This is a genomic window from Seonamhaeicola sp., from assembly GCF_028281565.1.
GTDB lineage: Bacteria > Bacteroidota > Bacteroidia > Flavobacteriales > Flavobacteriaceae > Seonamhaeicola.
This window is the reverse complement of record NZ_JANQJQ010000030.1, coordinates 185938-212018: the sequence shown is the minus strand read 5'-3', so window position 1 is coordinate 212018 and position 26081 is coordinate 185938. Positions and strand designations below refer to the sequence as shown.

The 26081-nt window shown below is 36.3% G+C and carries 20 protein-coding genes; 6 read left to right on the top strand and 14 right to left on the bottom strand.

The window, feature by feature from the left end; all coding sequences use genetic code 11:
* Window positions 1-99 precede the first annotated feature (99 nt).
* A complete protein-coding gene (locus Q0983_RS14200) occupies window positions 100-1350 on the bottom strand; it encodes a mechanosensitive ion channel domain-containing protein (RefSeq protein WP_299554586.1) in 1251 nt (416 codons plus the stop codon).
* 1 nt (window position 1351) lies between these two features.
* On the bottom strand, window positions 1352-1642 hold the full coding sequence (locus Q0983_RS14195; protein ID WP_299554583.1) for a DUF3817 domain-containing protein: 291 nt from the start codon (window positions 1640-1642) through the stop codon (window positions 1352-1354).
* Between the two features lie 243 nt (window positions 1643-1885).
* Between Q0983_RS14195 and Q0983_RS14190 the strand changes: the two genes are divergently transcribed.
* From Q0983_RS14190 to Q0983_RS14180, 3 genes are all read left to right on the top strand, one after another.
* Window positions 1886-3994, top strand: a complete 2109-nt coding sequence (locus Q0983_RS14190) for an elongation factor G (RefSeq protein ID WP_299554580.1) — start codon at window positions 1886-1888, stop codon at window positions 3992-3994.
* 18 nt (window positions 3995-4012) lie between these two features.
* Window positions 4013-4393, top strand: a complete 381-nt coding sequence (locus tag Q0983_RS14185; RefSeq protein WP_299554577.1) for a hypothetical protein — start codon at window positions 4013-4015, stop codon at window positions 4391-4393.
* Between the two features lie 290 nt (window positions 4394-4683).
* Entirely contained in the window at window positions 4684-5247 is a 564-nt protein-coding gene (locus Q0983_RS14180) for a hypothetical protein (protein WP_299554575.1), read from the top strand.
* Between the two features lie 283 nt (window positions 5248-5530).
* Here Q0983_RS14180 and Q0983_RS14175 read toward each other — a convergent pair whose 3' ends face one another.
* From Q0983_RS14175 to Q0983_RS14165, 3 genes are all read right to left on the bottom strand, one after another.
* Window positions 5531-6148 carry a VTT domain-containing protein gene (locus Q0983_RS14175; protein ID WP_299554572.1) on the bottom strand — a complete coding sequence of 206 codons (618 nt, stop codon included), beginning with the start codon at window positions 6146-6148 and terminating at the stop codon, window positions 5531-5533.
* A 981-nt stretch (window positions 6149-7129) separates the two neighbouring features.
* Window positions 7130-7975, bottom strand: coding sequence for a methylated-DNA--[protein]-cysteine S-methyltransferase (locus Q0983_RS14170; protein ID WP_299554569.1), 846 nt, complete (start codon window positions 7973-7975; stop codon window positions 7130-7132).
* Window positions 7976-7990: 15 nt separating this feature from the next.
* Window positions 7991-9421, bottom strand: coding sequence for a pyridoxal-dependent decarboxylase (locus Q0983_RS14165; protein WP_299554566.1), 1431 nt, complete (start codon window positions 9419-9421; stop codon window positions 7991-7993).
* A gap of 717 nt (window positions 9422-10138) precedes the next feature.
* On the opposite strand from Q0983_RS14165, the gene Q0983_RS14160 reads away from it, so the two are divergent.
* A complete protein-coding gene (locus tag Q0983_RS14160) occupies window positions 10139-10750 on the top strand; it encodes a JAB domain-containing protein (protein ID WP_299554563.1) in 612 nt (203 codons plus the stop codon).
* A gap of 32 nt (window positions 10751-10782) precedes the next feature.
* On the opposite strand, the gene Q0983_RS14155 is transcribed toward Q0983_RS14160, so the two are convergent.
* The 7 genes from Q0983_RS14155 to Q0983_RS14125 all read right to left on the bottom strand — a co-directional run bounded on the left by Q0983_RS14155 (window position 10783) and on the right by Q0983_RS14125 (window position 21391).
* Window positions 10783-13851, bottom strand: coding sequence for a DEAD/DEAH box helicase family protein (locus tag Q0983_RS14155; RefSeq protein ID WP_299554560.1), 3069 nt, complete (start codon window positions 13849-13851; stop codon window positions 10783-10785).
* A 3-nt stretch (window positions 13852-13854) separates the two neighbouring features.
* Window positions 13855-14745: an FRG domain-containing protein gene (locus Q0983_RS14150; RefSeq protein ID WP_299554557.1), complete on the bottom strand. Its 891-nt coding sequence runs from the start codon at window positions 14743-14745 to the stop codon at window positions 13855-13857.
* Window positions 14746-14747: 2 nt separating this feature from the next.
* Complete coding sequence (locus Q0983_RS14145) at window positions 14748-16052, bottom strand: restriction endonuclease subunit S (RefSeq protein ID WP_299554554.1); 1305 nt, start codon at window positions 16050-16052, stop codon at window positions 14748-14750.
* Between the two features lie 3 nt (window positions 16053-16055).
* A complete protein-coding gene (locus Q0983_RS14140) occupies window positions 16056-18146 on the bottom strand; it encodes a class I SAM-dependent DNA methyltransferase (RefSeq protein WP_299554551.1) in 2091 nt (696 codons plus the stop codon).
* Window positions 18147-18221: 75 nt separating this feature from the next.
* Entirely contained in the window at window positions 18222-19154 is a 933-nt protein-coding gene (locus Q0983_RS14135) for an HTH domain-containing protein (protein WP_299554548.1), read from the bottom strand.
* A 277-nt stretch (window positions 19155-19431) separates the two neighbouring features.
* The gene (locus Q0983_RS14130; protein WP_299554545.1) at window positions 19432-20121 is read right to left on the bottom strand and encodes a response regulator transcription factor; all 690 of its coding nucleotides are present in this window, start codon (window positions 20119-20121) and stop codon (window positions 19432-19434) included.
* The gene (locus Q0983_RS14125; RefSeq protein ID WP_299554542.1) at window positions 20114-21391 is read right to left on the bottom strand and encodes a HAMP domain-containing sensor histidine kinase; all 1278 of its coding nucleotides are present in this window, start codon (window positions 21389-21391) and stop codon (window positions 20114-20116) included. Before Q0983_RS14125 ends, Q0983_RS14130 begins: the two co-directional genes overlap by 8 nt.
* Before the next feature lie 152 nt (window positions 21392-21543).
* On the opposite strand from Q0983_RS14125, the gene Q0983_RS14120 reads away from it, so the two are divergent.
* Together Q0983_RS14120 and Q0983_RS14115 are read left to right on the top strand one after the other, a co-directional pair.
* Entirely contained in the window at window positions 21544-22014 is a 471-nt protein-coding gene (locus Q0983_RS14120) for a hypothetical protein (RefSeq protein ID WP_299554539.1), read from the top strand.
* Between the two features lie 86 nt (window positions 22015-22100).
* Complete coding sequence (locus Q0983_RS14115) at window positions 22101-23129, top strand: hypothetical protein (protein WP_299554536.1); 1029 nt, start codon at window positions 22101-22103, stop codon at window positions 23127-23129.
* Between the two features lie 135 nt (window positions 23130-23264).
* Here Q0983_RS14115 and Q0983_RS14110 read toward each other — a convergent pair whose 3' ends face one another.
* On the bottom strand, window positions 23265-25076 hold the full coding sequence (locus Q0983_RS14110) for a hypothetical protein (RefSeq protein ID WP_299554534.1): 1812 nt from the start codon (window positions 25074-25076) through the stop codon (window positions 23265-23267).
* Window position 25077: 1 nt separating this feature from the next.
* Window positions 25078-25953, bottom strand: a complete 876-nt coding sequence (locus Q0983_RS14105) for a hypothetical protein (protein ID WP_299554531.1) — start codon at window positions 25951-25953, stop codon at window positions 25078-25080.
* Window positions 25954-26081 lie beyond the last annotated feature (128 nt).

The following is a 26081-nucleotide window of genomic DNA, read 5'->3' as shown; positions in this document are numbered from 1 at the left end:
ACTCCTCTTTCTTCCAGTTTCTTTTTGAAACTGAAATTCATTCTCCTCTTAAATTAAGAGGAGAGCAAAAAAAATACATGCTTACTTTATAATGACAAGCTAATGCTCAACCGTAAACCCGCTACCACTGGGTAATTCAAACACTTCCAAATCAAAATAAGATGTAGCGGCAATAACATGGTCAAAAATATCAGCCATAATATATTCGTAGTTTTCCCAGCGTTTGTCACTGCTAAAGGCGTAGATCTCAATAGGCAAGCCTTGTGACGACGGTGCCAACTGGCGTACCATAATGGTCATATCCTTGTTTATGGCAGAATGTCTTTGAATATATTCCTGTACATACTTTCTAAACACGCCAACATTGGTCAGATTCCGGCCGTTTAATGCTAAGGACTTATCTATATTATTATCGGTATTATAGGTTTCTATAACCTTTTGACGCTCATTTAAATAAGATTCAATCAAATGGATGCCTTTTAACTTTTCTACAGCTTCCGGCGTTAAATATTTAATGCTTTCCATTTTAATACTAAGGGAACGTTTAATTCTTCGTCCGCCGGAACTGGTCATCCCGCGCCAGTTTTTAAATGATTCCGAAATCAAAGCATAGGTTGGAATGGTGGTAATGGTTTTATCCCAGTTCTGGACCTTTACTGTAGCCAATGTTATTTCAATCACATCCCCGTCGGCACCGAATTTTTCAAAAGTAACCCAATCCCCGATACGCACCATATCGTTTATAGACACCTGGATACTGGCTACAAAGCCTAAAATAGTATCCCTAAACACTAATATAATAACGGCCGAAGCTGCTCCTAATCCAGTCAGGAATGTTAAGAACGGGATCCCGGTGACCACAGCAATGGCAGACATGAGGCCCGCTATCCATGCAAATATCATGAAAACCTGGATATAGCTTTCAACCGGTTTGTCCCTTAAACTCGGTAAGGTCTTTAAAAAATCCTTTACCGTATGGAGTAAACTTCTAACGATCCAAAGCGTTAAAATGATAGCGAATACTTTTAATCCCTTTTCGATCATAATTTCAACATCAGGAAAATCTGAAAATATATCGGGGACAAATTCTATGGCTATTAAAAGCGGGATAATATGCGCTATGTTTCTGGGGACTTTATTGGCAACCAGCAGGTCATCAAAATTGGATTTGGACGCTTTTGCAAACCGGGTAAACATTTGCAATAAGATCTTTCTGATTAAAAAATCAACTAAAAAAACAACGATCAGCAAGGCCAGTAAAAGCGCCAGCATGTTCAAGTACTTGGCGGTATTTTCAGCTATACCCTGGGCTATTAAATAATCGTATAATATATGTTTTACAGAATCCATATCAGTTTACGGTTTTCAAATATTTTCTTTCAATAAAAAAGGTGCCGAACGGAATAATAGCTGCCAAAAGTACCCCTCTGAATTGTTTGGCATCCCAGTTATAATCCGATTTTAATACAAACGCCAGCACCACGTATAACATAAACAAGATCCCGTGTGGCATGCCCAAAAGCTTCACATATTGCGGGTCATCGGCAAAATGTTTTATGGGTGTGGCTATAAAAAGTAACAGGATGTATGACACGCCTTCCAGGAAGGCAATCACTCTAAATAAATTGACAAACGACAGCATGTTCAGAATTTTTAGCAAAAATACGGCAGTGAAATGAAAAAATACTCGGAACATAACAATTTTATTGTAACTTTATGGAACTCGCCAAATTTGTCATTGGATACTACCTAACTAGCTGATAATAATCATATTTTTTTATAAATATTGAGGGTAGCTTTATATCATCTTTAAAACCTAAAGATTTTCTTTTCATGATAAAAAAGAAATATTCCAATTTAAATTATAAACCAAATAAGGCATAATATGAAAGTATTTGATGATAAACACATTAAAAATGTAGTGTTTGTGGGTGCCCACAATAGTGGTAAGACCACCCTGGCCGAAACCATGTTGTTTGAGGCAGGACTTCTTAAAAGGCGCGGTACCATAGAAGATAAGAATACCGTATCAGACTACCATAACATTGAACACGAGCGACAGGCGTCGGTGTTCGCAACACCTATTCATACCGAATGGCGGAATTACAAGATCAATATTATTGACACCCCCGGTTTAGACGATTTTATAGGCGAAATCATTTCATCGATCAGGGTGGGCGACACCATCGCTACCGTGATCAATGGAAAACACGGCGTAGAGGTTGGCACTGAAATTATCTGGAATTATATAGATAAATACAACAAGCCAACCTTATTTATTATAAATCAAATTGATCATCCCGATTGTAATTTTGATGAGGCTTATAAAAGCATAAAAGGTCTGGTAGGCAATAATGCGGTTCAAATTCAATATCCTATAAAATTGGACGGTGCCCAATGTATCATTGATGTGTTAAAAATGAAATGCTACAAGTTCGGGCCCGAAGGGGGGAAGCCTGAAAAAGTACCTATTCCTGATAACGAAAAAGATAAAGCCGAGTATTTGCACAATGAATTAGTTGAAAAAGCAGCTGAAAATGATGAGGAATTAATGGAGCTCTACTTTGACAAGGGTACCCTTAACGAAGATGAAATGCGCCAGGGCATCAAAGCCGGTATGTTGAATCATGATTTATTTCCGGTGTTCTGTGTATCGGCCTTGCAGGATATGGGCAGTGGCCGACTCATGGGATTCATTGATAATGTAGCCCCGGCAGCAGCCGATTTGAAAGGGGAACAAAGTATGGAAGGTGAGGAGATCATTCCTAAACCGGAGGCACCAACATCGCTTTTCGTATTTAAAACCTTGTATCAGCCTAATTTGGGCCAGATCACCTTCTTTAAGGTAAAATCGGGTGAGATCAAGGTCAATGACCGGCTTACCAATTCCAGAACAGGTGAGGTAGAGGTTATCAATCAACTGTTTATTATGGACGGTAAAAAACGGGAGCCTGTTAACAAATTAACTACGGGTGATATTGGAGCTTCTTTAAAACTGAAAGCTACTGAGACCAATGACACGCTTTATAGTGGCAGTAAGCCCATTACCATAAAACCTATTCAATATCCGGATCCAAGGATTAATAAATCGGTGAGTGTTACCAATAAAGCCGATGATGAAAAGTTAACGGATGCCTTGCGTAAGATCCATAAGCAGGACCCCACCGTAGTGATCAACTATTCCAAAGAATCGAAAGAGCAGATATTGAGTTGCCAGGGGGAGTTGCATTTAGCCATTATTGACTGGACCTTAAAACATGATTATAAACTTAGTGTCAACTATAAGAAACCAAAGATCAAGTACAGAGAGACCATACAGCGATCCTCAACGGCCAATTACCGACATAAAAAGCAATCGGGTGGATCCGGGCAATTTGCCCAGGTGCATCTTAAGATTGAGCCCTGGTTTGAAGGTATGCCGGAACCCGAAGGGTTTAATATTAGAGGTAGGGAAGAAGTGGATCTGCCCTGGGGTGGCAAGCTGGTCTTCTATAACTGTATTGTAGGAGGTGTGATAGATGCGCGCTATATACCATCGGTGATGAAAGGCGTTTTAGAAGTGATGGAGGAGGGGCCGTTAACAGGGTCCTATATCAGGGATGTAAGAGTGATGGTGTACGACGGTAAAATGCATTCGGTGGATTCCAATGATATTTCCTTTAAAATTGCCGGAGCCCATGCGTTTAAGGAAGCCTTTTTAAATGCGAATCCGAAGTTACTGGAGCCTACAAACGAACTGACCGTAAAAGTGCCCGAAGATATGGTAGGGAATGTGATGACCGATCTGCAATCCAGGCGTTCCGTCATTCAGGGCTTTGACAACCTGGACCATTACCAGATACTGAAATGTACCATTCCGGCGGCGGAACTGTTTGGCTATTCCACAGATCTTCGGTCGTTAACGCAGGGGAAGGCCACATTCAGTTCTAAATTTTCATCGTACCAGCCGGTACCCAATAACATTCAAAAACAATTAGTAAAAGAAGAAGTATAATTATAAAGTGATAGAAACATGATAACAAAAGCAAATTATTTAAGTGATCTCAAATTTAATTTAGACACCTGGAAGCGTGAGTTGCGTTTCCATTTTGATGAAATGGATACGTTTGAAGAAAAATTAGAAGAAATAGCAAGACGCGAATTTGGTAAAAAAGCTACTATTCCGTTAGAGAATTTTCAGAACAGGATCATGATTGAAAAGGATGCTATTTCTAAGTTAAAACACAGGATAAGAAATAAGGTGGCTAATATTAACCAGGCCGATTTTAATGAGAATATTGATGGTCGCTTACAAAATGAGCAACACACACTGAAAGATGATATGCGTACTTATATTAAAATGCATTATGATTTAAAAGAAGAAATGATGGACTATTTCAGAGAGTGGTTATAATAAATAAAACTATCTCACAAAAGCCGGGACCTTGTTAAAGGTTCCGGCTTTTTTTTTGGATTAATGTCAAAATGCCTGGCCTGTATGTCACACTGAGCGCAGTCGAAGTGCTTGGAGAACCTAAGTATTTTTTCTTGATTTTTATCATAGTATTTAAGTTTAGATAACATTAAGTTTACATTGAATTAACATTAATTAAATGTTCGTTTTTCGCCCTTCCTGTCATGCTGAACTTGTTTCAGCATCTCATAATGACCGAGAACGGATATGTAAACACTAACAATACTATTATGAAAACTAAACTAATACCAATCATCACGTTAATTATAGCAGTATCATTCAGCTATAAAGGAGTTACACAAGAAAAAACCAAAGACATCATCTGGCATGTCAAAGCCTTTAAACCGGATGCCAAGTTCCTAAGGATCAAAGCATTTGATGCCAGGGGCCGAAAATATGATGTGAAGGCCATACAGAACTCCGATCAAACCAGCTTGCTGGATGTCAAAGCCATTGTAAAAGGGAAGACGCTACCGGTTAAAATGCTGGTGATCAAAGGCGATAAATACTATCCGGTTAAGGCCATTGCCGAAGACGGTACCATTTTAAATATTAAGGCCATTACTGAGGATGGTAAAATTCTGCCGGTTAAAGGGGTTAGTAAATCCGGAAATATTGTACATATCAGGGCCATTTATAATGATACGGTGTTTTATAACGTGCTGGCCATTTCACCAAAGGGCAAAGCCAATGTGGTTAAGGGCTTAAAAATGAGTACCGAGGAAGTTGAAACTACCATTCATGGCATTGAGGTCTTTGCGCATATCAAAGCCATACAGCAATCGGATTATTAGGATTTTACTTTTTTGTGTCATGCTGAACTTGATTCAGCATCTCATAACTCTGAGCGGCAGTGTCATGCCGAGCGCTGCGAAGCATCTTATTCATTTTAAAGTTTGAGATTCTTCGTTTCGTTATACTTCACTCAGAATGACAGAACAACATGTAGTACCAAAAAAGGTCCTTGTCATGCTGAGCTTGCCTGTGCTGAGCCCAGTCGAAGTATCGAAGCATCTCTACAAGTCAAAATCATATTTAAGTTAAGACTCTGAAACGAGTTCAGAGTGACAATTCAGGTTAAACCACATTAAAGATCACCAGTCCGTAGATCACAAAACGAAGCAACCGCAAACTCCCGTAAGATATAACCCCTTTAAACGGATAGTTAATGATACCGGCCGCTAAGCAGGAAATGGAAAAGGGCAGTGGTAACAGGGCCCCGACAATGATCAAAAAGCCGCCCCATTTTTTGGCGTTTTTTAGCTGTTTTTGCATTTTGCCTTCCAAATAGCGGTGTACCTTGGGTATTTTGGTAATAATACGTCCCATATGGTAACTTAACAAACCACCTGAATACGATAAAAAGGCTAATAACGTCAGGTAGCCCCAGGGATTGGAAAGTTTTCCGGACCAGGCAATAAAAAGCTCCGGCGGGACAAGCCCCAATAAGGTTTCCGAGACAAAAAAGAACACCAAAACACCAAATACCGGTAAGGTTTCCGTAATGCCGGCCAGGGCATCGTTTATATTAAAAAACCGGTTGACCACATAAATACCGCCAACAGCCAAAATAATATAGGGCAATGCTTTTAAAGTACTTTTACCTACAAAACTGTAAAAGCCGGTATAGCTGTAATATTGATGTAATAAACGTATACGGGATTTATAGGTTTTTGTTTTGGGTTTGGGTTTCATTTAATTCATGATCATATAAGGTTGGCGAAAGTACTTTCTTTTTTTATAACCAAAAAGAAAACCAGAGTGTTTATTAATTATTTAACAATTAGAAGCAGGGAAGTATGGATTATATAGCTATAAATTTTTATTTGACATAATATAAATTATAGTACATTTATAGCAAATTAACGTATGCGTGCATTTTACATAATTGCAGATATAATGACACGCTAGTGTTTTATACCGTTAGTAATTATGTAAAAGTTAATTTGCGCCAACACTCCGCCCACTGTATCTATAATTCTACATTATGTAAAATATCCCCAGAATATGTAGTCTATACAAAAAACTTTCGTCTGGGGGTCATTAAACATTCGGCTTTTTGGTTTTGGTTATAAAGTGAAAATTTCGTCGGTATGTACTATAATTTGCCGTTATGTAAAATATCCGCTCCCAAGCGCTATATTGCTAAATAAAATCAAATTGCTTTATGGCAATTTATTTTAACCACAATTTGCCAACGCTTGCCAGCGCATAATAAAAGCTTCGTTTTGGCTACCTATTATAATTCTCGTAAACGGGAAAATGTACGTCAAAAAAAATTTTAAGGATTACTCACGCATTTCTATTTTAAATTTTTGTGTTCGTGAATGCTGCGCATTTCTCGGCTAACTGCCGCAAGAGTATAAAATTTCCCTCTGCTCAAATCCATGCTTTAAAATTTCTATACACTTGCTTTATTCGGCATTTGTTTTAAACTTTCAAGGGTTTGCATATCTTTTTGTCTTGATACAAAAAGAAACAAAAAAATCAAGGCTGCAGAACCCTTTGGAAACAATATACGGCTCAATCGCTATATTTTAGAAAATCTAGGAACGTCTTAAGACTGTTTAGGAATTGTATTGAAACTTTTATAGTATTTATAATATGTATGGTTGGCCCTCTAAAATATGGCCGCTCATTTCACCTATTGTTTTAGCCAAAGTCTTCTGAGGCCAATTAAAATTGAGACATTTTTGCCATTTCCCAACCAATAATAGCTTTTTTTCGAATCGGATTCCATCTGTAGCCACCAAAATGACCAGAAGTTTGTATTACACGATGACAAGGTATTAAAAATGCAATAGGATTTTTTCCAATAGCTGTTCCTACTGCTCTTGAGGCTTTTGGGTTTTTAATTTGTTCTGCAATTTCTCCATATGTACTCAAATCTCCTTGAGGAATTTGCAATAAAGCTTCCCATACTTTCAATTGGAAATCACTACCTTTTAAATGTAGTTTTATTTCACTCAATTTGCTCCAATCATTTTGAAAAATAAAAAGAGCATCCTGTTGAACCTTATCTAAAACTTGTTCATATTGAGCATTTGGAAACTCCTTTTTCAAATCTAAAAAACCATTTTCCTTATCTTCTACAAAAGCCATATAGCATATTCCTTTCGAAGTAGAAGCCACAATTAAATTCCCAAATGGGCTTTCTGCAAAACTATATTTTATGGTTAACTTTTTTCCACCATTTTTATACTCTGCAGGAGTCATTCCTTCAATATTTATAAATAAATCGTGTAATCTACTTGTGCCTGATAACCCAGTTTCATAAGCTGTATTGAAAAGTGAATTTTGTTTATTATAAAGTAAACCTTTTGCGAAATTTGAACTTAAATATTGTAAATATTTTTTTGGACTAATACCTACCCATTCTTTAAATAATTTTTGAAAATGAAAGGGACTTAAATGGACATGATTTGCAACATCATCCAAAGAGGGTTGCTCTTTGAAGTTTGTATCTAAAAACTCTATAGCCTCTTCTATTTTACTATAATGATATGATTTTTCAACTTTCATATTTACACGAAATTACTATATATTATTTAAGTACTGCTTTCGCAGTTCATTTAACTCTTCTATTAGTTCATCTAATTCCTTTTCAGAGGTATTATAATTGATAATACAAACTCTAAAGGTGTTTAACTGTCCAATTGGGTACGTGGATAACCAAGACTTTCCTTCTTTAAGAATAGTATCAAGAATTTTTTGAGAAAACTGTTTATTATTCAATATTGAATCATCAGTAAAACAAATTATTGGAAGTGGCGTTTTGTTTTTAATACTCCAATTATTTTTTAGTAATTTTTTTCTAAATAAATCTCCCATTTTCTTTTGATGACCAATAATTTGCTCATAACCATCCCAACCAAAAAATAAAAGAGACAAATAGACTTTTAATCCTATAAACCTTCTACTCCATTGAATTGAATGAGAAAATGGCTCAACGATATCTAATGAGTCAGCTTCTTTAGGCATATATTCTGTGGAAATCCTAAATGTTTTTGAAAGTATTTCGTTATGTGAAGTTAAAAATATACTTGTTCCCATAGGAACCGACATCCATTTATGAGCATCAAAAGTAATAGAATCGGAAGTTTCAATGCCTTTTAAATTTGGTTTAATTTCTTTATTTATAACCGCAGCTCCACCATAAGCTGCATCTATGTGAAACCAAAGACCGAATTCATCCGCAATAGTTCTTAATGCAACTAAATCATCAATTGTACCAGCTCCAGTTGTACCAGCCGTTCCAATTATCATAGTCGGAAAATTGTTAGAGGCAATGTCTTCTTGTATTTGATTTCTCAATTTCTTTAAATCGATTTTTAATGCATCATCGGTAGGAATGCTTTGTACTGAAGAATATCCTAAACCAACTGTTTTGGCTGATTTGTGTATAGAATGATGTGCTTCTTGAGAACAATAAATAATAGGGCGTTTTAACATCCCAAACACTCCATTTTTAGCAAATTCAGGAAATGAATGATTTAATGCGCAGAGTAGAGCAGAAAGGTTTGCTTCGGCACCACCTGTAGTAAATACACCATCTATAGATTCTGACTTATAACCGAACTTTTCTCCAAATTCTTTAATAAGCTTCGCCTCTACTTCTACCGCAAAAGGAGCGTGACTCCAGGCGGCAAGTTGCGGATTATATGTTGCAGTAATTAAATCTGCTAATATTCCAGAAAAATTTGCTCTTGGATTAAATAATCCAAAATATTTTGGATGTGGTGTGTGTACAGAATAGTTTTCCAATCCATTTAGAACGTGATTAATTGCGTTTTTATAGTTTACAGACGTCTGTAAATTCTGCGTATTAATATAATCTCTAATTTGATTAATCTCTAAACTAGGGGTTGTTGAATAAGATTTTGTGTTTGAATAATAAGAATCAACCTTATTTATAACTTGCTCAAATAATGCTTTTCTTTGATTTCTATCTAAATCGAGCTTTATCATTTCTTAATTGTTTGATACAAAAATGATAATATATACTGATTCAAAAAATCCGATTCTTGCTATTTATCAAAAAATATAATTTAAATATCATTCCACACACATTACGCTTCCCTCCTACGTCGTCGCATAATAAGTGTTCCATTAACATCGTAAAGAAACTTTTGGGAATAAATTTTTCAAGAAATTGTGGTAAGGATTTGAGCTTTTATCCAAAGCTCAAGTTACATAACGCAGGAACATTATAGTACATTTAAAGCAAATTGACGTATGCTTGCATTTTACATAATTGCAGATGTAATAACACGTTAGTGTTTTATATCGGTAGTAATTATGTAAAAGTTAATTTGCGCCTATAATTTATTAAATCTTTTATATCGTGAATAATTAGGCCTTCCAGACCTCAGTGGCAATGCTTTTAGATTCTCTTTTTTAACCGGATAATTTGAATATTCCATATAATGATCAAGAATTTATTTTTTAAGCGATTCTCAGGGATTAGCATTTAGTATTCTAATATGTAAACAGCGCTTGTGAGATTCATATATACCCGCGTATGTTTTCTGAGGCCATTTTGCCTGCGCCCCATCTGGGTAGAAACATATGGTTTCTATTTGACATAATGTTAAAAAACTAAGATTTAGTTTTTCTATGTAATTTAGAGGTATTAAAATTAATCTTTTATCGGTTAATTCTGACCTTGATTTGTATATTTACGTTATGAATGTAAGATTATCTAAAGAACAAAAAATCAAAATACTAAACTCGTCTGATATTTATAAAGTAATGCAGCAGGTATTACTTCGTGAGAATAAAATAAGACGTAATCAAGAACATTTTTGGGTAGTTGGTTTAGATAACAGCAACAAGGTTCTGTTTATTGAACTTATTGGTTTAGGTGCAGTAAACAGAGTAAATGCTAATCCACCGGATATATTTAGAATGGGCATATACAAGTTGGCTGTAAGACTGATTCTTGTTCATAATCATCCTAGTGGTAATATTGAGCCTTCAAAAACTGACAAGGATTTTACTGATAAAATATTAAAAGTTGGGAAACTCATTAATATAGAAGTTATTGACCATTTAATTATTTCAGAAGAAAAGTATACAAGTTTTGCTGATAAGGGTATTATAGCTGAATTACAAAAGTCTGGAGCATTTGAAATTATTGATAAGCAAAAGAAAGAATTTGAAGAATGGCGTATAAAAACGGAAAAAGAGCATGCCATTAAAATTGATATTGCTAAGAAAATGGTTCAAGACGGTGTTGATATTGATATTATCAAGAAATACACTGGCCTAACTAAGTGGGATATTAAGAAGTTGTAGTTAAGTTCCTTTATTAGTAAAAGTTCTGTAAACTAATACCTGTTTATTATCTTCTCATAAATCTCCTTTGCAAGTATCTTGTAAGCATCATTTTGGAACTCTAAGTCCTCCATATATCTTGATACAATATCATCATTTTCAGACATCCTTTGAATCATCAAATTTTCAATTATTTTTTTGATTCCCAATTGAAATTTATCCAGTGGGTTTGCCTCTGCAGTCTGTATGATTTTTTTATCCTTAACTGCTTTCTCTCTAATTTGTTCAAAAAACAGTCGATCCTCTTCACTAAATTCGGTGCCAAATTTACTGTTAAGTACTTCAATTATCTCGGATAGTGGTTTCTTTGGTTCTTTGCCACCACCAGTTCCTGCTTCTGTGATTCCTTTTACCCCATAAGGCTCTCCCTCTTCTAGTACGATTGAACCACTTGAAACACGTTCAATCCTATAATATTGAAGACTTACCTCATCTTCAGGTCTAATTATTTCGTAATCACGTTCTCTTGGCAAATGGGGTTGCAAGAAACGACAAAAACTATATAGTATTTCCATTTCGGAATCATTATATGGAATAATTTGACTTAGGAAGGCGTATGATTTAATAAATGCTGAGAGTTTATGCTTGAAAATCAGTGCTAATTTCTCGTCTAATGTTTTATATCTATCAACAGCTGGCTGGATATGTTTTTGCATTCTTGCATGATCAGTTGGGTTCTGCTTAGTTAATGCTTTGTAGAAAACTTGGGCAAATGCTTCCACCTCTGACCAATAATATACCTGAATTGCATTCAGTTCATGTTTCAGGGTTTCCAAAAGCTGTGGGTCAGTATCTTCCTGAAGCGAAGTCTGATCGTAATAAGGTTTGAACGCCTTGTATATACTTTCCGAACTATTTACAAAATCAAGGACAAAGGGTGTTTCCTTACCAGGACTAATTCTGTTTAACCTCGACAATGTTTGTACTGCCTGAACACCGTCCAAAGGCTTGTCGACATACATTGTATGCAGTAAAGGCTGATCAAAACCAGTCTGATACTTATTAGCAACTAAAAGTATTTGGTAGTCATCTGTGTCAAACTTTTCGGATAACTGAGATTCGCTTATGGGCTTACCAGTATTTACATCAGTATTCATTTGGGGTTCGGTATATTCTAAACCAGTATCCGGGTCTTGTACTTTACCGCTAAATGCCACAAGCGGTTTAATGTCCGTATATCCTCGCTTTTCAATGTAACGCTCAAATGCTAGCATATATTTAACTGCGTGAAGCCTTGAACTTGTTACAAGCATAGCTTTTGCTTTTCCATTAATTCGGTGCTTTACAGAACTACGATAATGTTCTACCATAATTTGAGTGCGTTGTTCAACATTTACAGGGTGAAGACTCATAAACCTCCCTAAAGCCTTGGTCGCCTGTCTTTGTGGTAACTCAGGATCATCTTCAACGGATTTAATGAGTTTGTAGAAAGTCTCATACACTGTGTAGTTTTCCAAAACATTGAGAATAAATCCTTCTTGTATCGCTTGACGCATTGAGTAAACATGAAACGATTCATTATTCCTACCAAACAATTGAAGTGTCTTGCCTTTAGGCGTAGCTGTAAAGGCAAAAAAACTAATATTTTTTTGCTTCCCCCTAGACTCCATAACCTGATTCAATCTATCTTCCCAGTCAGCATCACCATTATCAATATCTAAGTCTATTCCAGTCCCTAGAATTTCCTTTAGTTCTCTTGCTGTTTCCCCAGTTTGACTTGAATGTGCTTCATCTACTATAATAGCGTAATTACGTTTAGCAATTTCATCCTGCCAATTCTTAGAGGCTTCCACTTGTTCCTCTGTGGCCTTATCTGTGTTTTCCGCCCCTGCAATTTTTAGTAGCCCCTTTAATACAAAAGGAAACTTTTGGAGGGTTGTAATAACAATTTTAGTTCCATCAATCAATGCCTCTGCCAGTTGTTTAGCATCTTGATCAATCGCTTTAACCACTCCTTGTGCATGCTCAATTTGATAAATAGCATCTTGAAGTTGTTTGTCAAGTACTTTTCTATCCGTAATTACAACAATACAGTCAAATATTTTTTCATCTTGATTTGTATGTAAGCTGGCAAGCCTGTGAGAAAGCCATGAAATACTATTAGTCTTTCCACTACCCGCAGAATGTTGAATTAAGTAATTATGTCCTGTACGCTCCTGTTTTGATATTTTGAGTAATTCTCTAACTGCATCTAATTGATGGTAGCGAGGAAAAATTACGGTTTCCTTGTTGTACTGCTTTTTCTTTCCCCATTCATTTGTAATAATTTCTTCCTTGGTTTCTATGAAAATGAAGCTACCTACAATTTCGAGGAAACTATCTTTTTGAAGTATCTCCTCCCAGAAATAACCTGTTCTATGTCCAGAAGAATGTTGTGGGTTTCCTGCTCCACATTGTACTTCTCCTGGATGACTTCCTCTATTAAATGGTAGAAAAAAGGTCTTATTCCCTCTTAGGTGAGTGGTCATGTGTATCTCATCAGGGTCAGCAGCAAAATGTACAAGTGCAGCCGTTTTAAACTTGAATAAGGGCATTCTCCAGTCGCGATCTTTTCTATATTGGGCTATGGCATTTTTCCAGTTTTGACCTGTTGCAGGGTTCTTTAACTCGCAGGTGGCGATGGGTAAACCATTGATTGAGAATACCAAATCTACAGTATCGTAATTGGTAATATGGCACTGAACTTGTCTCGTTACAGTCAATTGGTTTTTCTCATATAGCTCAATTATCTCAGGGTTTAGCCCATGCGCAGGTTTAAAGTAAGCCATATTGAAGGTCTTGCCAAAGAATCGAAAACCATGACGTAGTATGTGTATAGTACCTTTAGTATTTCGTTCTTTAAGTAAGGTCTCAATGATTTTATCATCTAATTCTTTTCCATGCAATTCTGCCATTTTGGAGTAGAGCTCCTTCTGAGTTTCCTTAATAAAGGAAAGCACTCTTTCTGGGAAAACCCCCACTTTTTTATCCCACTCTCTATTGGTGCCTTGATACCACCCTCCTTTCGTCAAAAGAGTTTCCTCAATATATGCTTCAAACGCTTGTTCAGTAGTTGCTTTCATTTACTAATGACCATTTTCAAATTCTTTATATCGTAACCATTTAGCCATTCCATCTAAATCTGGAAAAAGTTGCTTGTCAAAGACACCATATTGTTCTAACTGCTGGCATATTTTAAAATGATTGTTATTCCTGTGCTCAATAATAATTTCAATATACTCTGTTTCATCTATAGGCTTTAAGGGTTGCTGACAAGCCAATAGAACGCCATCTTGTGCTCGTATTCTAGGAGATACATGGGCAGGGTCATAAATAATGTTCTCACTGATGTCAAATGGAGATTCAACATCTTCTTTTTTCATTGAAGATGTTTTTGGAAGTTCGTAACTCGGGCTATCTTCCTCAAAGACGTCGGTATCATTTTCATCTTCATCTAAGCCATAGTCAGAATAAGGGTCATCTTCATCTGATACTTTTTCTGTGAAAGAATCCCCTTCTGGTTGTACATCTCGGTGTTTGTTATCATCCGAACGGAGAATATCGCCATATTTTTCAATGGCGGTAGTTAATACATAAACAGCACTATCTGTGTCCTTTTTTGCATTTCTGCAGGCAAAATACAATGCGACCAATGGATTTGTTGTCCAGTCCATAAATCTAGTGGGTAATCCGTGGTGTTGTGCCAGTGCTAAATATTCCCAATCATTTCTAGGAAGGTGATTTACCTGACCCACAACATGATTCGCAAAAGTGTCTAATACACTACACTCAAAATCATAGAAATCTGCTGGATGTTTCTTTTCCAATTGCTTAAATCGGCCAATGGACGGCATAAGCGTATACCCTTCGGATGTTCGTTTAGATTGCCCCCTATAGTACGGTCTTTTTATTTTGATTTCATCCTTGATGACCTCTAAATAATTTTCAAATGACGATATTCTATAATTTGCGCTCATATTCAGTCAATTACTTTGATTTTTCCTGTAACCGTTGAAGATATCAAGGCCGTTCTATATTCATTTAATTTATCTAGTGCAGATTCCCCCGTTTTAATTACTTCTTCAATTTTCTTTATCTCATCATCGATGTATTTTACAATTTCTGTTTGCTCGACAATATCTGGTACAGGAATCCTAGTATTCTTAATTATTTCTTGACTTAAATTGGGCTGGCCTCCACCTGCAGAAAGTGACAACAATACTGGTTTAGCCATAATAAACCAATAGAAAACAAACTTAATATCAAACGCTATTGGTTCTGACAAGGCACAACAAGCCTGGTTCACACTAGCATTACAAGTCAATATTCCCAACCTGCCAATTGTTGCGCCATACATAGCAATTAACAACGTCCCGGGGGGATATAGTTTTAATGCTGAAAGCTCTTGAAGAGCCTTTTCAGTAATTTTTTTCTTAGAGCTTTCTATATCGTTTTCACGAAGTTCTGAGGTCGTAACCCAATTAATATCTCCTTCATAGTATTCTATATCCTCTGTATTTGGAGTAGTTCCACTGCCAATAACCTTAAAGCCATGAGAAATTTTCCAAACTTCCCAATGCTCTGGTACATTTTCCATCCATTCAACTTCATTTTTTTTCATTTTTACATCAGGATTTAGCCCCTTTGTCACAGCATTAGAAATAATAGCTAATTTTTTTTCTTTTAAACAATCAATAAATTGCTTTTTCTTGTGAATTAATAAATCAATTCGAGATACTTCTTTATCAAGAAATTTAGCAATTTGCTTTTGCTCTTCAATCGGAGGAAGAGATAAGTAGAACTCTCTTATTTTATCCAAATGTAGATTAGTAATGGTATTTGTTTTACCACCTGCATTTATCTGCTCTTCAATACCCTTGCTGAGAAAAATATGCTTCAAAAAGTTCACATCTATTTCTTCCTTTGGTTTTATTAAACAAAGACTAACAAAGATGCTAAATGGCTCATCCCAATCGACAACTCTCGGAATACCAATTGTACCATTCTTTGACAGAAGCAAGTCTCCCTTTTTTGGATTGCATCTTAAATTCAACTCCAGATGTTCATCTTCACTGATTCTTTTGACCTTTTCAAAGTCAATATTCTGGCCTTTAGTTATATCGGTAACTCTTAAAAAAGGAACTCCTTGTTCTATATAATCTGGGGTAAAATGCGTACCATCAACGATTCGTGAAGTAACAAATTTCAATCGTTTTGGTTGCCAATGAGACGGAATTTCTCCTAACCATTCAACACCATTATTTTTATATTCCGAATAACTCATATCTTATACTTTGTCGGATTTAGTAACTTCATTTAAAAGACTAACTATTTCATGTTCCAATTCTTTAAGTTCTTCTTCAATAACTTGCAAATCTCTTGGGGGTTCATATTTATAGAAATACTTATTCAGAGGAATTTCATACCCAACTTTTATTTTTGAATAATCAATCCATGCATCAGACACATGAGGTAAAACTTCTCGTTTAAAATAATCTTCAATGTTTTGTTTCAAAGGAATGATTTCATAATCACGAAGTGTAGTGTCTGGTTCCGGTTCACCTTTTCTATTTCTACAAATTTCTGCTGTCTCATCACGCTCTCCAATCGCTTCCATAATTGCCTTGAGCTCTGAAGCTGTCAGTTTAGCTCTTTTTCCAATATCCACTTCTCGAAGTTCTCGTAAAAACGCCCTTCTATCCTTGTATAATTTGCCTCTATTGGCTTTGTGCAAATCTCTAAGAAGTTCTTTGATTTGTTCCTGTCGTTTTTCTCCAGCTTCTATTTCTTGCAAACGAATGCTCTCATTCTTCTTTTTACTGGATGCAATATTTTTAAAGGAACTTACACCATCCAAGAGAGCAATTCTCTCTTCATTTGCTTGGAAATTTAATCGTAAAGGTCTTTCAACCGTTATTTTATGATAACCGAAGTCTTCATTATCAAATACCTTACTTACAATCAGCTCTTTATTTTTTCCATCTATTGAAAAAGTCCTTTTCTCGTCATTCTTGTTATTATCGTATATTGCAATAATATCTGAGATATGATTCGGACGTCCATCTTTGCCATCTCCAATCTGCTTACGTTTATTCCCCAGGCTTTTTTTCATTTGCAACCAGAAATTACGAGCATCTATTAGTTGTACTTTTCCTTTGCGTGAGCTTTTCTTCTTATTTGTTACCACCCAGATATAAGTGGAGATTCCTGTATTGTAAAACAGTTGATCTGGTAGTGCAACAATCGCCTCTAACCAGTCATTTTCAATAATCCATCTTCTAATTTCGGACTCACCTCCACCTGCATCACCAGTAAACAATGGAGAGCCATTAAACACTATACCTAAACGACTTCCATCTTCTTCTACAGGTCGCATTTTTGAAATCATGTGTTGTAGAAACAATAATGCTCCATCATTTACCCTTGGTAATCCTGCGCCAAAACGGCCATTGTAGCCAAGGTCGGCCTCACGTTTAATATACATTTGCTGTTGTTTCCAAGAAACTCCAAATGGAGGATTAGCAAGCATGTAGTCAAACTTTTGATCTTTGAAGGCATCTTTTGTAAAACTATCACCCAATGCTATTTTATCCTCATCATGCCCTTTAATCAACATATCAGAACGACAGATTGCCCAAGCCTCATCATTCCAGTCTTGACCAAACAAATAAGGCTGTGAATCTTCATTAAGTTCTTTAAGATATTGTTCTGCTTCAGATAACATTCCTCCTGTACCACAAGCAGGATCATATATCATTTTAACCTTGAAACTATCTGCTAGGTCATCTTCAGGAGATAGTAACAAGTCAACCATTAGCTTAATAACTTCCCTTGGTGTAAAGTGCTCACCAGCTTCCTCATTGGACTGTTCTGCTCCTATTCTAATCAGTTCTTCAAAGATGTAGCCCATTTGTAGGTTATCTATGCGCTCAGGAGATAAGTCAACCGAGGCAAACTTCTTAATGACTTGATAGAGAATATTCTTTTCTGACATTGTCCGTATTTCATCCTCAAACTTAAAACGGTCAAATATATCTCTGATATTAGTTGAGAAGTTATTAATATAGCTATTTAAATTAGGTGCTACTTGGTTAGCATCATCCAAAAGACGTTTAAAATCTAGCTTAGACAAGTTGTAAAACTTTACTTGTGTAACTTGTTCCATCCTAGCCTTAACAATACTTTCAGGCTTCCCTTTAACCTTGTTATATTCTTCAATTGCCAGCTCTTTCGTTGGTGCAAGAATACAATCAAATCTTCTTAGTACAGTTAACGGTAGTATGACTTTTCTGTATTCGTTTCTTTTGTACGGACCACGAAGGAGGTTGCAAATGTCCCATATGAATGTCGCCATTTGGCGGTGCGTTTCTGCTGTCATGTATATTTATTAAGTTTTCATTTTTTTTGGCATATAAAAAACTATAATATTAATAATCATTTTACACATACTAACTTATTTTTTAATTATTTTCTCCAATGCTTCTATTTCAAGTACTTTATCATAACTTTCCTTTCTTATTTCTTTTGTTGTTAAGTCATTTTTAACTCTGACAATAAACTCCTTAAAATCTCTATTTTCTTGTGCTAACTTATTTATAGTTTCCCAATCCAAATCTTCTTTTAATCTTGCGTCGAAAAGTACTTCTGATGAATCGGGATCGTCAATATCTAGCTTAATTATTCCTATACCAAATGCAGTACTAAGTCTAGCAAGTTCATACTCAAATTCATCATCTCGCAATACCTTAGTGGCTACTAGAAAGCCATAATTCGACCAAGAAGAATTTGAAACTGCCTGAAAATAGCTTTCCCTAAGATTGGAAAAATTTAGTTCTAATTTTAATTCAAAAGAAAAAAGTGTGATTAAATTTCCTCTCCCAGCGACCAAACCAAAATCTAAAACTTCTTTACTCCAGTCTTCAATTGGAAAATTAACCCCTACAATGTCAGGGTGTAACCATTTGGTATATCTTTTTTTACTAGATCTTTCATGCTTAATGGTTTTACAATTTGCATCAAGATATGTATTTGCAAAATATACCAAGAATGGATGAACCTCTCGTTCGCTGTATTTTTTTTGTTTTGGCTTTTCAATGATTTCAATAGCCTTTTTCTCTAAATCTTTAAGTTCTATATCACCTGCCAATTTTTTTAGATAAAATGTTTTAGGCTTAGAATCAATTTTGATGAATGGTGTATCGGGATTGTTTTTAATATCAACATAAATTCTGGACTTAATTGTCCGCCAAGGTGTTTTTCCAATGCTTTGTTTTAAAATATCCATATTGTTTGCCACAGCATATTCCCATATTCCTTCTGCTGTTAGCGGAATATTCGATTTTTCTAGAACTTTAATGGCTAAATCACGAAATGTTAGTTTTCTCATAAATAGTCTGAGATATAAGATGTTAAATAAAAATAATATTCTTCCAATGATTAGGAAAAACTGAGAACCTAAATATAGTAAGTTTTAACAAGAAATAAATTGCGGAAAACCACAAATATGGCTACAAACATCCTATTCCATACACATTCCCCTACACTCCTCGCCTACGATTTAGCCAATGCTGTTCGTCGCTCCGGGTAAAGCGTATTTGCTCGCTATTTAATAATTGATAAACAGGTGCTCGTGAATCTTAAATGCGTTTGGCTTAAGCCTAATCTCAATCAACCTTAAGCATCAGTCCAACATTCGGGATAGCCTTAATGGAGACCGCTGCGTCTTTTTTTAAATATTTTCGAAGTTTGCTTATAAACACATCCAGGCTCCGGCCGGTAAAATAGTCATCTTCGCCCCATACGGCCTGAAGGATATCAGACCGGTGTACAATCTCATTTATGGAACCTGATAATTGTAAAAGTATTTCAGCTTCTTTTTTTGTTAATCGCTTGGATTCGTTAAAGCCGCTAAGGCTTAGGGTGCTGCTGTTAAACACATACTTCCCTATGCGGTACTCCCTTGAAACCCTTGGTTTAGTAGGTTCTGCCCTATTGAGTATGGCGTTGATCCGATAAACCAGTTCCTCTTCATTAAATGGCTTGGTAACATAGTCATCTATACCAAGCTTAAATCCTTTTAGCTTGTCTTCGTCCATAGCCCTGGCGGTAAGCATTAAAATGGGCGTCCTGGCTTTGTTTTTCCTTATGTTCCGGGCCAGGGTAAACCCATCCATCTTTGGGAGCATTAAATCCAGTATGCAAAAATCATAGTGTCCGTTGGTATAAGCTTTATACCCGGATTCCCCATCCCGATATAATTTAACCTCAAAGCCATGATCTTCCAGATAGGTCAATAACATAAACCCCAGGTTTAGATCGTCCTCAACAAGTAAAATTCGTTTTTTGCTAGTCATGGGCCAACGGAAGTTTTATGGTAACAACAGATCCCTGGTCTAAGGTGCTCTCAATGGAGATGGTGCCACGCATTTGTTCAACTACCATTTTTACATAAGATAGCCCCAGGCCAAAACCTTTTACATCGTGCAAGTCGCCTGTAGAAATACGATAGAACTTTTCAAAAACAGCGTTTAGTTCATTTTTGGGGATACCAATACCATTATCCCTTACAGAGATAATCAGATGTCCGTTTTGGTTAACCGTTGAAATGAGGATCCTTGGTGTTTCCCTGCAATATTTAATGGCATTATCGATGATATTGGACAGGGCATTTTGCAGAAAGGAGGTTTTTCCAGGTAAGGTATAGTGTTCAGCATCCAGTGCCAGTGAAATCTCTAAACCTGGTTTCAATGGGGATGCCATAAAACTTTGTTGTAATTCGTAGATCATGGCATGCAGGTCTACCGTTTCCAATTCCAGTTTTGAAAAATCGTATTCATGCTTCGCTAGCTCCAGGATGTCTTCGCTACTATCGATAATCTTTTGGTTTTCATAGTCTATGATAGCAGTATATTTTTTAATGCTATCCGGGGTTATGTTATCCGATTGACGCCTTAAAAAATTATTGGCAAAGGCAATATTGGCCATAGGGGTCTTAAACTCATGCGTCATGTTGTTTAAAAAATCACGCGTGCGTTCCGCATTGCTGCGCTCTTTTCTATAATAGCCAAAAAGCACGGCGAAGACAATACTAAGAAGCAGGATAATCAAAATTGAGGACATAAAAGCAGGGCTTATTTGCTTTAAGATATAGTTAGACCTGGAGGGAAAATCCAGACGCATCACAATGGTGGATTTTGTTAGTTCCCCGTTAAGCGCTTTGCTAAAGGTGCTTTTACTTATTTGGCCGCCATCATTAACTACGGGGGTACAAAAGTCAAAATTATACCCTAAATCGATGCCGGCTACCTGCAATTCCGATTGGATGATAGAGTCCACGCTATGCCATTCCTTTTGCGATTTAAAATCTCGGCTAAACTGACTATTGCCATTGATAATACAGGAATAATCGACATTAGGGTCTAAGCAACTTTTTACACTATTGCATACCTCATAATCACTGGACACCTCATTGACAATAGCGCCTAAAGCCATTTGGGCCTTGCTTTTAAAATGGGACTCCTGTGCAATGGCCGCATCATAAACATAGATGATCTGATTGATCAAAAGGCCGACCAATAAAACGGACATAATGCCAATGATCCAGTATGCTTTTTTACCTGTCATGGAACAAATTTAGATATTATTTAGTCCGTTTACAGGAATTTAACCTTGTCTTAACCTGATATAACCTGCCTATAACCTACTTTCTTGTAGCTGATAATTTAATTTGCACTAATGAGCTCACAATGACAGAATCAATTTAAAATCGAAACGTTATGAAATCAAATCTAAAATCAATCCTGTATTCAGCATGCTTAGCTAGTAGCATGCTCCTTAGCACTGCTGCCGTTGCGCAATCATCATGTGAAACCACCAAAGTCTGTTGTAACAAGGCTTCGGCAAAAGCTACTTCCGGGTGTTCGCCTTCGGAATGTCGTGGTGCCAAAACCAAATTTGGAGAGGCCAAGGTCATTACTGAGTTGCGACAGGACCTTATTGCCTTAAAAGCGGATATGGAACAATCTAAACAACCCATGTTTGACCAGCGATCTTATGATGTCCGCGGTATTATTGGCGCATCGGACGATGAAAGCATCGAGATTATTGTAAGAGAGCTAAGAGTTATTGAAAAGGCCTTTGCTGATATGCTAGACTACAAGGCAATGGCTTTCAAACTACCCGAAAACAAGGCCAAACAGGTAGTTTACCTGAGTGAACGCATTAAATCCCTAAAGCGCTTGCTCTGATAGCTGGTGTTGCCCGGACCTGGACCGTTTCTATATATCAAGGAATACAGATGCGTATTTAACGAATCCTGCACCTAACGTATACCATGACACTAAGAAAAGTTATAAGCTTGTCCATTGCTTTGTGCTTCATGATCGTATTGGTTACCGGGATTCTGTCCTATGGTACCCCTTACACCAAGACTGTGGCCACATTGCACACCGTGTTCGGCTTATTGTTAGCTGCGGGCGTAGGATGTCATATAGTGAATAACTTTCGTTCCCTTAAAATGTATAGCAAAGGAAACCTGATCCTATGGATAGCAGTGATTGTACTTGTGTTTGCCGGAGGGGCCTATTTGCAGGTAGAGCCCTTTGGTTCCATGATGGATTTTGGAGCGGGATTAAAGGCTACTGGGAAACAAGAAATTAACCCGACTACCTACGAAATCATAGAAATGAACCTTGATAAGGAGGTCGCCATTTCCATAGATCTCTTAAAATCTGAACATTATTGGCATCCGCAAATGGCCATATGGACCGAAGATGAACATGAGAACTACTTAGAAACTCTATTTGTCTCAAAAGCAACGGCAAAGGGCCTATTTTTTGGAGGGCGTACTAAGCAGAACTTCAAGGCCTTTGATGCCTCTAAAGATGCCATTGGGGACTACAGGCGGGTCAATGCGCTACCCGTATGGTCGCATAAGCGCGGGGTTCAGTATGCCGATGGGATGTATGTACCCTCCACCACAGACAACTTCCCAGATGCGATTACAGGCGAGACCATCACCAGTAATTTTAAATTACGGACTTCTATTAATAAAAACACCAGATTACGATTAAAAATAGAACTTAATGTAGCTTTTGACGATAACGAATTCTATTCTGAGTTTGATTTTCCCGATGATGAAGTATATCATAGCGGAACAGGACAGTTGGGGCAACCATCGGTTGTATTCGAGGCTTTTATAGATTTGGAAGACGGGAAAGCCTATTATCTGATGGAGCTCATTGGACATGGCCATCATTCGGGGCAAACAGGAGCGCTTTTCCAAGATCTATCAACCCTGACTACCGCAAAACAAATTGTTGAACGTATTGTTATTGGGGTTCATGAAAAATCTGGGGAATAAAGCTTAAGTTAGCCTTCGACTAAGTTTATATTGAGTTAAGTGGAAATGCTCAGGACAGGCGACACGCGAGAACATTACAGTACAGCTGTTTATCTCAATACTATTTTATTAAACATTTAATTATTAATGAAGGGCCTAATCTTTTTTAGGATTAAAAGATTCTAAAGAATACTTGAAGACTAATCCTATTTGAATTTGTCGTGTAAAAGGTATTGGTTCATCTCTGTTTATATTAAAAACGTCATCAGCTTGCGCAAAAACACCTCCCGCAACTGATCCTTTATTGACATTAAAGGCGTACAAGCCTAGGCCGAATGAAGTATTCGGTTTGAGGGTTTCAGAATCGTAGTAAAAGTTATGCCTGAAATATGGGTTTATTAATAAATATAGTTCTGCTGGCTTCTTTAAGTCATCTTTATTTTTTATATCCTTAAGAGGGACAAACCTCACATAATCAGCGGCTATCTGGTACTTGTCGAATTTATCATATGGACCAGATAAAGCTTTCAATTCAGTAGATGATTCTAAATTGGGTGTAACCGTATCGTCAATAACTTTGAAGGTATAATCTTCTGAATCCAGCCTGCTGGAATTATCGGTGTAACTTCTGGAAAAATTAATTCCAAATACATTATTAGTCAAAAATTGATGAGTCCATCCAATTTCAAATCGAGTTCCTTGAAAATCTCGCTTTACGATTCTTTCATCTTTTATATTTGAATCATTCTCTAAATCGTAGAGGAACGATTTACCTATAAATCCGGCTTTACCATATATAACATGAGTATTAAAGTCAACATTTTTCTTTTCTATACCCTCTATATCTTCTTCGACATATTTTAGGTCATATAGTATATTAATATACGACTGATATTTCGTTTTCAAATCGTCGAAATCACTACTTAAGTCATCATCCAAATCTACAACTCGATTTTTCTTTGCTTTAATCTCTGCCATTTTTTTAACTAATTCTGTTTCAGCAGTTTTCCATGTATCTTTTTCGAATAAATTGTCTAAATCCACCTTTAACTCTTCAAGTACTTCGTATTTAGCTTTCTTTCGTAATTCATTAAATTCAAATACTTCATATTTGACAGAATTTCTTGCTTTGTGAACCTTTTTCATATCATCCTCACTAGCTTTTTTGTAAAGTGGAAATTTTCTATCAGGAATAGATGTTACGATATCGATTTGGTCAATTATATCGTCCAATTCGGAAATATAGTCTCTGAGCTCTGTTAAACGTTCTGATTTCCTGGCCAGTTTATTACCGTCATCCAGCCTATTTAGTAATTCTTCCGCATCTGCAATCTTGTCCTTAGTTGTCTTTTGATTCAATGGGTCAGTTAATAAAAATGCTATTCCAGATGTAACAGTTTCAGGGGAAATGAGAAGTTGTACCTCTTCATTGATCTCAGCTTCAATTTCTGATATCGCTCGGTTTATGGTATCCATTTTCATGACGTTGTATACATAAGAATTATTATCGTTGCGATTGTATCTTAACTTACTTTTGTGCCATCCGATAACTGCATTTACATTTGCGCTGTTAGATAGTGTACCTTCACCAAATATCAGGGCAAGTCCGTTCTTCGAAGATCCAGTGATCTCAAGTCCTAATAATAAACGACTATCTCTGCTTGCTGATTCAACATCATCCTGTACACTTTCTATTCTACTCACTATATTAGGCAAATTAAAAGTAATATTGTTATATGTATCAGGATCAAAACTTTCACCAAAACTTACGTCATCGAGGGAAGTAAATTCTGTAAGCCTTGTGAGTTTGTAGAACGATAAATTTGTTACGTTATTTTTACTATCGATATTAATGCTTGTTGAAGGTAATAGTATGGAACTAAAACCATCACTATCTTGACCCAAGGATTGTCCAAAACTGAAGTATGTACTAAACAAGCAAACTAAAAAGGAATATTTTTTTACCATTTTAAACAACTTTGAATGATGATGTGTTTCCGTTACTTTTCAATGGATTTGGTGACATCTGCATAGAATTACCAGTTTCGAGGTTTCTGATATTACTCGCTATAAATTCCCATTGACCTTTACCATCCCAGTGAACGGTGACAGGTATTCCTGAACTTGTAGATGCTACCTTGGGAAGATACCCTTTTGCCGAATGTTGTAATTTCCCATCAATAACTACTTTAATAAAACCGCTGGCTTTAACTTCGTAGTTCATTTTGACATAGGTTACAGAATTGAAACCGGCTTCTAATGTCTTGGCTAATTCAAAGGCTCTACTTTCAACAATAAATGAATCTGATTTAGTAAAATCTGCTCTTTCACCGTCATCAGCATCAACTTGAGCTTTATATCCCTTAAAGAGATTAAAACTATTAGGATTACTTTTACTTGCTTCCCCTATTACAGCCTCTTGAAGTTTGATAAGGTTCTCTTTGTTCTTTTGAGCCTCTTTCTGGACTTCATCCTTTTCTTGTTGAGCCTTCTGCTTTTCATTTTTCTCTTCTTCAGCCCTTTGCTCAGCCTTTTGTTCTGATTTACGACTTACGTCTCTTCCAAAGACATATCCAACTGCTGTAAATACAATTGCTTCAATACCAGTAAAAAGAAATAGATATCTTGCCCATTTCAAATTATCTGAAGAATTTTTCAAAGTATCTTTAGTAAGCTCGAATAAATCTACTTTTTTCATTAAAAAAATCACAAAGCCCAGATAAATGGCAATAAGTACCACAGCTAGCCAAAACCTAGAAGATTGATAAAATTTATCCGATGCCGTAGTCTGTTGGGTATCAGAAGTTGGATTGTTGTCTGTGAGGTTGGTGGGTTGGTCTTCCATTTTAATATATTTTTATTTATTAATATTTATAATCCTATTGGTTTATATGATCTAAATGCCTTACCAATGATTTTTAATAAATCAATAATAGTTGGTAAAGTAATATCATAAAATACCCAGTATCAGGT